General features: G+C 34.3%; 9 protein-coding genes. 7 read left to right on the top strand and 2 right to left on the bottom strand.

All coding sequences use genetic code 11. The annotated features are described in order from the left end of the window. Positions 1 to 58: 58 nt before the first annotated feature. From HGC4_RS13395 to HGC4_RS13405, 3 genes are all read left to right on the top strand, one after another. On the top strand, positions 59 to 1,291 hold the full coding sequence (locus tag HGC4_RS13395) for an LL-diaminopimelate aminotransferase (RefSeq protein WP_050710649.1): 1,233 nt from the start codon (positions 59 to 61) through the stop codon (positions 1,289 to 1,291). A 32-nt stretch (positions 1,292 to 1,323) separates the two neighbouring features. After that, positions 1,324 to 3,510, top strand: coding sequence for a glutamine synthetase III family protein (locus HGC4_RS13400; protein WP_050710650.1), 2,187 nt, complete (start codon positions 1,324 to 1,326; stop codon positions 3,508 to 3,510). A gap of 108 nt (positions 3,511 to 3,618) precedes the next feature. Next, positions 3,619 to 4,176 (top strand): GNAT family N-acetyltransferase, encoded by a 558-nt coding sequence (locus HGC4_RS13405; protein ID WP_050710651.1) that lies wholly within the window; start codon positions 3,619 to 3,621, stop codon positions 4,174 to 4,176. Here the strand turns inward: HGC4_RS13405 and dnaB are convergent. Further along, entirely contained in the window at positions 4,173 to 5,627 is a 1,455-nt protein-coding gene (dnaB, locus tag HGC4_RS13410; RefSeq protein ID WP_050710657.1) for a replicative DNA helicase, read from the bottom strand. The genes HGC4_RS13405 and dnaB overlap by 4 nt on opposite strands. A gap of 198 nt (positions 5,628 to 5,825) precedes the next feature. Continuing rightward, complete coding sequence (locus HGC4_RS13415; RefSeq protein WP_157258300.1) at positions 5,826 to 6,842, bottom strand: gliding motility lipoprotein GldB; 1,017 nt, start codon at positions 6,840 to 6,842, stop codon at positions 5,826 to 5,828. A 232-nt stretch (positions 6,843 to 7,074) separates the two neighbouring features. Here HGC4_RS13415 and tsaD point away from each other — a divergent pair, with 232 nt between their 5' ends. The 4 genes from tsaD to HGC4_RS13435 all read left to right on the top strand — a co-directional run. Continuing rightward, complete coding sequence (gene tsaD, locus HGC4_RS13420; RefSeq protein WP_050710653.1) at positions 7,075 to 8,091, top strand: tRNA (adenosine(37)-N6)-threonylcarbamoyltransferase complex transferase subunit TsaD; 1,017 nt, start codon at positions 7,075 to 7,077, stop codon at positions 8,089 to 8,091. A gap of 69 nt (positions 8,092 to 8,160) precedes the next feature. Continuing rightward, positions 8,161 to 8,835, top strand: coding sequence for a hypothetical protein (locus HGC4_RS13425; protein WP_050710654.1), 675 nt, complete (start codon positions 8,161 to 8,163; stop codon positions 8,833 to 8,835). 59 nt (positions 8,836 to 8,894) lie between these two features. Continuing rightward, positions 8,895 to 10,124 carry a M48 family metallopeptidase gene (locus HGC4_RS13430; RefSeq protein ID WP_050710655.1) on the top strand — a complete coding sequence of 410 codons (1,230 nt, stop codon included), beginning with the start codon at positions 8,895 to 8,897 and terminating at the stop codon, positions 10,122 to 10,124. Next, positions 10,121 to 11,125: acyltransferase family protein (locus HGC4_RS13435; protein WP_050710656.1), on the top strand; the 1,005-nt coding region annotated here is incomplete at its 3' end. The genes HGC4_RS13430 and HGC4_RS13435, both read left to right, overlap by 4 nt.

An 11,125-nucleotide genomic window follows, 5' to 3' on the forward strand; every position in this document is an offset into this window, starting at 1 on the left:
TCTCAGACCTTTTTATTATTTTTAATTGAAAAATATATCAATAAAATAGTTAGTACAAATGGTATTGATAAACGAAAATTATACGAAACTGCCGGGAAGCTATTTATTCTCGGAAATAGCTCGAAAAGTAAACGAATTTAAAATAGCCAATCCCACAGCAGATGTTATACGCTTGGGTATTGGCGATGTAACCAAGCCTCTTCCGCAAGCTTCTATAGATGCGATGCATAAAGCTGTTGATGAAATGGCTTCTGCCGAAACTTTCAGAGGATACGGTCCTGAACAAGGTTATGACTTTTTAGTTAACAAAATTGTAGAAAATGATTATAAAGCTCACGGATTAGATATTCAAACTGACGAAGTATTTGTCAGCGATGGTTCTAAAAGTGACACAGGTAATATCGGTGATATTTTAGGTACAGATAATATTGTAGCTATTACTGACCCTGTATACCCAGTATATATCGATACTAATGTAATGGCTGGTCGTGCAGGCGATTTAGGCGCACACGGTAAATGGAATAAAATTGTATATTTACCTTGTACTGCCGAAAATAACTTTGTACCCCAATTACCAACTACTAAAGTTGACATTATCTATTTATGCTATCCAAACAATCCATCGGGAACTACGCTTACTAAAAGCGAATTGAAAGTCTGGGTTGATTATGCATTAGAAAACAAAGCTTTAATTCTATTTGATTCTGCATACGAAGCATATATCACAGAGGATGATGTGCCTCATAGTATTTACGAGATTGAAGGAGCTAAAAAAGTAGCTATTGAATTTCGCAGTTTTTCAAAAACCGCAGGATTTACAGGTACACGTTGTGCGTATACAGTTGTGCCTAAAGATTTAATGGCATATACTAGCAAAGGTGAGGAAGTTTCTTTAAATAAATTATGGAATCGTCGCCATACAACTAAATTTAATGGTGTACCTTACATAATTCAACGCGCAGCCGAAGCTTGCTATTCTCCCGAAGGAAAAAAGCAAGTGAAAGATACTATTCAATATTATCTGAACAATGCAAAAATAATAAGAGAAGGTCTTACTGAGCAAGGATTAAAAGTATATGGAGGTATAAACTCTCCTTACATTTGGGTGAAAACTCCAAATGGTATGTCTTCTTGGGAATTTTTCGATTATCTCCTAAATGAGCTAAATGTGGTAGGAACACCCGGAGTAGGCTTTGGTCCTAGTGGCGAAGGCTACTTACGACTAACTGCTTTTGGTACACTCGAAAATACAAAAGAAGCCGTTCTTCGACTAAAAAAAATAAAACTCTAAATAACAAAACCCAATTAAACTAGCTTAATAATATGTCAAAGTTACGTTTTAAAGCTGTTGCTGCTGCTGCAAACAGAAAACCCGTAGAGGTTGAGAAGCCTAAAGAAAAAACGTCAGCGTATTTTGGAAACAAAGTTTTTAACCGTAAGACAATGATTCAGTACTTGTCTAAAGCTACTTTCAAAGCTATAACCAAAGTTATAGACAAAGGAGAAGTTATAGACAGAGCAATAGCCGAGCATGTAGCTGCAGGTATGCGTATGTGGGCTTTAGAAAATGGAGCTACACACTACACTCACTGGTTTCATCCATTAACTGATGGTACTGCCGAAAAGCATGACGCTTTTGTAGAGCACGACGGAAATGGTGGTATGATCGAAGAGTTTAGCGGAAAAATATTAGCTCAACAAGAACCAGATGCATCTAGCTTTCCATCGGGAGGTCTTCGTAACACTTTCGAAGCTCGTGGATATTCGGCATGGGACCCATCTTCACCTGCATTTATTATTGGCGATACCCTATGTATACCAACTATATTTATATCATATACAGGAGAGTCTTTGGATTATAAAACTCCTTTATTAAAATCTATATCAGCTGTAAGTAAAGCTGCAATGGATGTTTGCCACTATTTTGATCCTCAAGTATCTAAAATATATTCCTTCTTAGGATGGGAGCAAGAATACTTCCTTGTAGATGAAGATTTATACGCAGCTCGTCCTGATTTAGCTTTAACAGGTAGAACTCTGATGAGTCACGAAAGTGCAAAAAATCAACAATTGGAAGACCACTACTTCGGATCAATCCCACAACGTGTATTGAAATTCATGGAAGACCTTGAATACCAATCATATGAATTGGGTATTCCTGTAAAAACACGTCACAACGAAGTAGCACCTAACCAATTTGAGTTAGCTCCTATATATGAAGAATGTAATTTGGCAGTAGATCAAAACTTATTGATTATGTCATTAATGGAAAAAATAGCTCGTAGCCATTCTTTCCGTGTACTTCTTCATGAAAAACCATTTAAAGGCATCAATGGATCGGGCAAACACAACAACTGGTCATTAGGAACAGATACAGGTGTTAATCTTCTTTCTCCAGGTAAGGATACTGAAGAAAACCTTCAATTCATTACCTTTATTGTAAATATTTTAGCTGCCGTTCATAAAAACAATGCATTGCTAAAAGCATCGATATCTTCTGCAACCAACGCTCACCGCTTAGGTGCAAACGAAGCTCCTCCTGCAATTATATCTGTATTCTTGGGTACACAAGTAAGTGATATTCTTGATAAATTTGAAAGCAGTAGCGTAAAAGACGCAATTGTTGTTGACGATAAAAAAGGAGTAAGTTTAGGTGTAGGTCAAATTCCAGAGATTTTACTAGACAATACCGATCGTAACAGAACATCACCTTTTGCTTTTACAGGTAATCGTTTCGAATTTAGAGCTGTTGGATCGTCTGCAAACTGTGCTTCGGCAATGACTGCATTAAATGCTTCGGTAGCCGAACAATTAAGAACTTTCAAAATTGAAGTTGATGCACTTATCAACAAAGGTAAATCGAAAGAAGAAGCTTTATACGAAATCCTGAAAAAATATATCAAAGAATCAAGAGTCATCAGATTTAATGGTAATGGATATAGTGATGAGTGGAAAGTTGAAGCTAAGAAAAGAGGTTTAGATTGCGAAACAAGTGTACCTGTTATCTACGATAGCTATACTTCAAAGCAAAGTATCAAAACTTTTTCGGGCATTCTATCAGAAGTAGAACTTCATGCTCGCAACGAAGTGAAATGGGAAACTTACGTTAAGAAAATCCAAATTGAATCTCGTGTTCTTGGAGACTTAGCTCTTAATCATATTATCCCCGTAGCTATTACATACCAATCTATTCTATTGGAAAATGTAGCCAACCTACAAAAGATATTTACAGATCCTGCAAAATTCCAAGAAATGGCAGAAGAACAAATTCGCTTAATCGAAAAAATATCAATTCATGTAAATGCTGTAAATGCAAAAGTACATGGTATGATTGATGCTCGTAAAAAAGCAAATAACATAGAAAGCGAACGCGAAAAAGCAATTGAATATCACGATGCCGTAGCTCCATTCTTAGACGAGATACGCTACCACATCGATAAATTAGAACTTATTGTTGATAACAACATGTGGCCTCTACCTAAGTACAGAGAGCTATTGTTTTTGAGATAATACTCTTCTTTAATAAGTTATATAGAAAAAGGCTATCTTAATAAAATAAGATAGCCTTTTTATTCCTTTTTTTCGAGTCTTTGAAATAACCTATTATACAAAAAAACTATGCTTACACACTGCGGAACACAAATGATCGAATCTAAAAATTTAATCCTAAGACGATTCTCTTATGATGATAACAAAAATATGCTTGATTATTGGGTAAGTGACCCTAATATACAATCTATGTATTCGGAACCCATATACACTACTGAAGAGGAAGTAAAAGAATTGCTAAACAACTACATAACATCTTATTCTCAAGAAAGCTATTATAGATGGGCAATCATAGAGAAATCAACCCAGATCTGCATCGGGCAAATAGCTTTTTTTCTTGTAGACAGTAAAAATCATTTTGGAGAAATAGAATATTGTATTGGAAGTAAATTTCATCGCAAAGGATACGCCTCTGAGGCTGTAAAAAATATTCTTCAATATGGATTTGAGAAAATCAACTTCCACAAAATCCAAGTTTGTCATAAGGAGAACAATATAGCATCACAAGGAGTAATAAGAAAAGTCGGCTTCAAATATGAAGGCACACTAAGAGATTATTTCTACATGAACAATAACTATGTTAGCCGACTATACTATTCTCTATTAAAAAGCGAATGGATAAATTAGAATGGAACAACATCATTACCTGACATGGGAGGAAAGCTCTCAGCAGAAGGAGTAGCACTCATTTTAGACATGAATTGTGCTCCATCTGCATTATATTCGTCTTCCACATTCTGAAAACGAGCAAACTCACTCTTGAATCGAAGTAAAACGTCTGCGGTTGCACCATTACGGTGTTTTGCTATAATAATTTCGGCCATTCCTAATAAAGAATTACCCTTTTCATCTTCCAATATTTTATAATATTCAGGACGGTGTATAAAACATACCATATCCGCATCCTGCTCAATAGCTCCCGACTCACGAAGGTCAGATAACTGGGGACGCTTACCTTCAATACCTGTACGTCCCTCAACTCCACGGTTAAGCTGCGAAAGAGCGATAATAGGAATATTCAATTCCTTTGCTAACCCCTTAAGCGAACGAGAAATCATACTTACCTCTTGTTCACGGCTACCATAAGCCATTCCACTAGCATTCATTAACTGCAAGTAGTCAATAATAAGCATTCTCACACCATGCTCACGAACAAGACGACGTGCTTTAGTTCTTAATTCGAATACCGACAAACTTGGTGTATCATCTATAAATAGGGGAGCGTCATATAATTCTTTTATCTTAAAGTCTAGCTGTTCCCACTCATATGGGGCAAGCTGACCGTTCTTTATCTTTTCACCGGGAATCTCACAAGTATTTACAATCAAACGATTTACCAGCTGAACGTTTGACATCTCCAGAGAGAATAACGCTACGGGATAATTATATGTTACTGACATATTTTTAGCCATAGACAAAACGAAAGCCGTTTTTCCCATCGCAGGACGAGCTGCTATAATAATCAAGTCAGAATTCTGCCAACCCGAAGTAATCTTATCTAGATTATGGAAACCTGTTTGCAACCCGCTTAATCCTTCTGGACGATTGGCTGCGATTTCCAAAAGCTGTAAAGCTTCTTTAATAACCGGATTAATCTGTTGCACATCCTTTTTCACATTACCTTGCGACATCTCGAATAGCTTACTCTCTGCTTCCTGCATCAAGTCATCCACATCAAATGTTTCGTCAAAAGCTTTATTAGTTATTTCCGAAGAAAAACCAATCAATTCACGTGCCAAATATTTTTGAGCTATAATGCGAGCATGAAACTCTATATGTGCCGCAGAAGCCACTTTTTCAGTAAGTTGAGCAATATAAACAGGACCTCCTACGGATTCTAACTCTCCTGTCTTCTTTAATTCTTCAACTACTGTAAGCATATCCACAGGAGCCTGTTTAGATATTAAACTTACAATAGCACGATACACTATCTGGTGTATAGTATCATAAAAACTATCAGGTTTCAAGATGTCACTCACCAATGAATAAGCATCTTTTTCGAGCATAAGCGCCCCTAAAACAGCCTCTTCTAATTCTCTTGCTTGTGGTTGAATACGCCCGATCTCCGGACTTTGCATTGTATTATCTTTGGCTCGGCCTCCTTTGCGTTGCTGACCTTTCTTGTTATTTTCCATAATGAGTTTTACCTAAAAGTATTCCAAAGATACATTAAATTTATTCGTATAAAAAGATAAAGTTATCAACACTAAATGTCAATAACTTTATCTGTATTTTCGATATTTTACTTAAATATCAATATATTAAGCGTCTATATTTCAAGGATTGTATTTTGATTGCTTGAGAATATTTTGCATATCCGATTCTTTAATTATCGAATCTAAACTTGCACCAGTATTTGCAGCATATGCTTTTACTATCTGCCAACCAATCCATGCACCTAATCGACCTGGAGAATCTGTTGAAATTGTTGCTGTATATGGAGCTTCCTCCAAATACTTTAAGATAGTCATATAATCAGTAGTGAACAGATAATTTTGATCAACTGTAACTTTCCATATCTCTTTTTCTTTATTCTTGCTCCAGTCTAGTTGTTCAGAAGTATAACCAATTAAGGCAGCCTCCCCCCAATTAGGTAGAAGTAATTGCAAAGTATATAGAATTTTTCCTTCATTTATAATTTCCGCCAATAAATCCTTACGCTTATTGGAAATTGGTATTTCTGTGAGAATCCACGCTTTAAGATAATCTCGACTAATCATTTCCGGTTTCATTTGCTGACGTTGATAGTCTTCAAAAAAATCTTTATAACCTGAATAATCCGTACCTAGATATCTATCAGAAGAAATAGAAATAAAATCAGCTAGAACAATTGTATTAGCTTTAAAGCCCGAGACATGCATTCCTAAAGTAGGCAATTGCTTACCTGCAAAATACTTTCGAATAAGTTCATCTGCAACTGATAGTTCTTTCTCATATGGAAGCACCACACTAAACGTATCCAAAGCATCCTTGTATATTTGAGAAAGCATCGGATTTGAGAAATAGCCTTTTAAGTCAGAAAAATAAGACGCCGCACTAATATCAGAATTATTAATAGTTACAGTCCCAAAAGCTTCCATAAACTTTCCGTATAACCCAATTAGAGAGTCTTGTTGCAGAGAAGATGGGCTTTGTAAATATCTATATAAATCCTGATCGAAGCGCTTAATGCTTATTAATTCGCCTTGATTTTGTATCGATGCAGAGTCATTCCGTTGTTTACTATTGCTGGTACAACTATACAGTGATGATAATGAAACGAAAAGGAAGAGTAAAGTGATAACATACTTCATATTAATTTAAGAATCTGCGTAAAATTTCTGTACGAGGCAAAGTTAAATAAATTTTGGATATAAAAATAAATTTATTTCAAAAAAAGGTCTAAGTGANACTTAATAATAAATAACCTGATAAATAGTATCTTGTGCTAAATTAATGTATTTATAACGCGATTTTACTATTTGAAAAACAGAAATAAACCCATACATTTGTATAACAATTTTATATATAAAGGCTATAATTATTATGATTAATATATTAGGTATAGAATCATCATGCGATGATACTGCTGCCGCTATAATACAAGACGGTGTTTTACTATCAAACATCATATCCAGTCAAAAAGTTCACGAAAGCTATGGAGGGGTCGTTCCCGAGCTGGCATCTCGAGCTCACCAACAGAATATAATCCCCGTAGTAGATGAAGCTTTAAAGAAAGCAGGTATATCAAGAGAAGATATTACTGCCATTGCTTTTACCAGAGGTCCAGGTTTAATGGGCTCCCTCTTAGTGGGAACATCTTTTGCTAAGGGGCTATCTACAGCATTGAACATCCCTATGATTGATGTAAATCACTTACAAGCACATGTTTTAGCACATTTTATAAAGGAAGATAAAGACGACCAAGATCAGCCAGCTTTTCCTTTCTTATGCTTACTGGTATCAGGAGGAAATTCTCAAATCATTGTTGTTAAGTCTCACAAAAAGATGGAAATTATAGGGCAAACGATTGATGATGCTGCCGGAGAAGCATTTGATAAATGTGCGAAAGTTATGGGATTAGGCTATCCCGGAGGACCTATTGTAAATAAATTGGCAAATCTAGGTAACCCTGATAAATTCAAATTCAATAAACCACACATTCAAGGCTATAATTACAGTTTCAGCGGTTTGAAAACTTCTTTCCTGTATTTCTTAAGGGATGAATTGAAAAAAGATCCTGATTTTATTGAAAATAATAAAGAAGATTTGTGTGCATCACTGCAAAAAACCATTATTGATATATTAATGGATAAGCTACGTAAAGCAGCTAAAGATTTAAACATAAAAGAAGTTGCTGTAGCTGGTGGAGTTTCTGCAAACTCAGGACTGAGAGATGCTTTTGAAGACCATGCCCAACGTTTTGGATGGAAAATTCATATACCTAAGTTTGGCTATACAACAGATAATGCTGCCATGGTAGCTATATCAGGACACTATAAATATTTAGACAACGAGTTTTGTTCTATGGATGCTGCACCTTTTGCTAGGGTAACAGTTTAGTTTCATTTTGTTTATAATGTCTAAGCATTAGACTTTTCAGATAATACACTAACACTAAATATTTGATTTATGAGCAACAGGGATTTTGATGAAATTCACGATTACGATTATAACAAAGACTTTGAAGAAACTGATATCACTCATAACGAAATATCAGAAAATAGTAATCTAGGCGAGCCATCTACTATCAGTGAGCGTGAAGTAAGTAACAGCAGATCATTATTTTCGCCAAATAGTGAAAATAATAATTCCAATATAATTGATAATGAGACTGCAATGAATATGATTCAGGGCAATGTGGGAGATACCATTAGCCTTGAAGAGCTTAGAGCACAACAAAATTTACCAATGGGATTGGTTGGTGGAGTATTAGCTTCAGTTCTATGTATTCTTGTATGGTCATTAATAACTGTACTAACCAAATATCAAATCACTTATATGGCTATAGGTGTAGGTTTTGCAGTCGGATTTTCTATTCAGAAACTAGGCAAAGGAATAACACCTATATATGGTGTAATAGGAGCAATACTTTCTTTACTTACATGCTTTATAGGTAATCTTATCAGCTCGATTTGCTTAATTGCAGATGAAGTAAATTTTAGCTATTCAGAAGCATTCCCTAGCCTCGATAGTGATACTATAATTATGATCGTAAAAGAAACATTTCAATTTATGGATTTAGTATTTTATGGTATAGCAATATACACGGGGTATATCTGCTCTATAAAGAGCGACCCTAAATAATACGAATAGTATTCCTTTATTATAGGGAATACTATTTATTTAGAACCTAAAATTATTATATGATATATTACACAATCTTATTATTCGTTATTCTTGATTTTCTTTGGACTCAATATCTAGCATATAGAAATAGAAAACGAATGAACCCTAATATTCCTGAGCAATTAATCGGAATATACGACCAAGAAAAATATCAAAAACAACAAGCTTACCAGAAAGAGAATAGTAGAATTGGACTATTTTCCGGATTCGTTTCATTTGTAATAATTTTGCTCATTCTTGTTTTTAATGGATTTGGTTATCTCGATCAATATGTAAGAGGATATATCCATAATAGTATTTTGGTTTCTCTTGCATTTATTGGCATCCTATATATTGGTAACGAAATCATATCATTACCATTTTCTCTTTATGACACTTTCGTTATAGAGAAAAAGTATGGATTTAATAAATCTACACTACAAATATTTTGGATTGATCAACTAAAAGGATTAATCCTTTCCGTAATATTAGGCGGATTGATATTAACTCTTCTGATTTGGTTTTATAATGGCTTCGGAAATTACGCATGGTTGTATGCTTGGGGGCTTATTACAGCATTCTCTCTATTTATGACTTTATTTTATTCCAACATCATTGTACCCCTTTTTAATAAGCAAACTCCTCTTGAACCCGGAGAACTACGAAATGCTATTGAAAAATTTTCTCAAAAAGCCGGTTTTGAGCTTACGAACATTTATGTGATGGATGCATCAAAGCGATCAACTAAAGCAAATGCTTATTTCACAGGCTTAGGCAGTAAAAAAAGAATTGTTTTATTCGATACTTTAATAAATGATCTAACCACAGATGAGATAGTAGCTGTACTGGCACACGAAATAGGACATTACAAGAAAAAACATATCATTCAGCATCTCATTACATCTATATATATAGGAGTACTACTTTTTATATTATCTTTTTTCTTAAACAACTCCACTTTAGCACTAGCATTAGGGAGCGAAATACCATCTTTTCATCTAGGAATTATAGCTTTCTCAATTCTCTTCACTCCTATATCCTTATTACTCGGATTATTAATGAATATGGCAAGTCGCAAGAATGAATATGAAGCAGATGCATATGCAGCAAGCTTTGGCTTAGGCGATTCTTTAATTAGTGGTCTAAAGAAACTATCTGTGGAAGCTTTAAGTAATCTAAATCCTGATCCATGGAATGTATTCGTTTATTATTCACACCCAACTCTTTTGCAACGCATCGAGCGACTTAGACTTAATAATCAAGAATGAACAAAATAACCAGAATTGAAGCTCTTAGAGGATTCGTTGCAATATACGTAACCTTTGCCCATGTTTTTCATGATCGATCTTATGCTTTAGCAGAATACAATTTCATCTGGAACTATGGAGATTTAGGAGTTGCAATCTTTTTCGTTATATCAGGATTTGTTATTCAATTATCGTATGAACGAGCTAAAGATAAATCATTTAAATCTTATTTCTTTAAACGATTCTTTAGAATATACATTCCATTGATATTTGTTTTTATAACAAACTATTTTGTGCAATTAATGGAATTTGGAGTGGAAGGTTTTACCATACCTCGATTAATAACCAATCTGCTAATGCTCCAAAATACAAATCAGCCAGACTCAATATTTGCTCCTCTTTTCAATAATGGACCTCTGTGGTCTTTAGCCTATGAATGGTGGTATTATATGATATTTTTCTTTATCATCAATAAATTAAAAGAAAAGTCTTCAATAATTATTTACACTTTAGGAATAATCTCTAGTATATTATATCAATTTTATCCTGTTTTCATTGTTCAATTGATGATTGATATGGTTATCTGGTGGTTTGGGGTAGAATTAGCTAGGTTATATTTATCCAACAAAAAAATATCCTTTGTCAATTTAAAATATCCTTTATTAGTACTTCTAGCTTCTGCTTTAATTATAACTTTTACTGAGCCAACCGATGGAAAAGAATTCCTATTCAACACACACCTTTGGAGGGGCTTATTTGCAATATGTATAGGTATACTATGGTATAAAGCAAATTGGAAATTTTTTAATAAAACAATTGGGTTATTCCTCCCTTTTGCAAGTATGTCTTATGTTATATATATTTCTCATTGGTTTCTAGTCCATGAAGCCACTTTTCTACACTTTTTATTTGGACGAAGCCGACTTGTATATCTATTTTATTTCATAATTTGTCTTATTTTCAGTTATTTAGTAGAAAAGATAATTTATCCGAGACTTAATAAATTCTTTATGAGCAGAATT

Origin of the sequence: Dysgonomonas sp. HGC4 (genome assembly GCF_001261715.1) — a bacterium.
In the GTDB taxonomy this organism is placed as follows: domain Bacteria; phylum Bacteroidota; class Bacteroidia; order Bacteroidales; family Dysgonomonadaceae; genus Dysgonomonas_A.

Excerpts from the sequence above, each read along its gene's own strand:
- tsaD (WP_050710653.1), top strand. The coding sequence starts at position 7,075 with ATGATTAATATATTAGGTATAGAATCATCATGCGATGATACTGCTGCC.
- HGC4_RS13415 (WP_157258300.1), bottom strand. The coding sequence starts at position 6,842 with ATGAAGTATGTTATCACTTTACTCTTCCTTTTCGTTTCATTATCATCA.
- HGC4_RS13400 (WP_050710650.1), top strand. The coding sequence starts at position 1,324 with ATGTCAAAGTTACGTTTTAAAGCTGTTGCTGCTGCTGCAAACAGAAAA.
- HGC4_RS13430 (WP_050710655.1), top strand. The coding sequence starts at position 8,895 with ATGATATATTACACAATCTTATTATTCGTTATTCTTGATTTTCTTTGG.
- HGC4_RS13425 (WP_050710654.1), top strand. The coding sequence starts at position 8,161 with ATGAGCAACAGGGATTTTGATGAAATTCACGATTACGATTATAACAAA.
- dnaB (WP_050710657.1), bottom strand. The coding sequence starts at position 5,627 with ATGCAAAGTCCGGAGATCGGGCGTATTCAACCACAAGCAAGAGAATTA.
- HGC4_RS13395 (WP_050710649.1), top strand. The coding sequence starts at position 59 with ATGGTATTGATAAACGAAAATTATACGAAACTGCCGGGAAGCTATTTA.
- HGC4_RS13405 (WP_050710651.1), top strand. The coding sequence starts at position 3,619 with ATGCTTACACACTGCGGAACACAAATGATCGAATCTAAAAATTTAATC.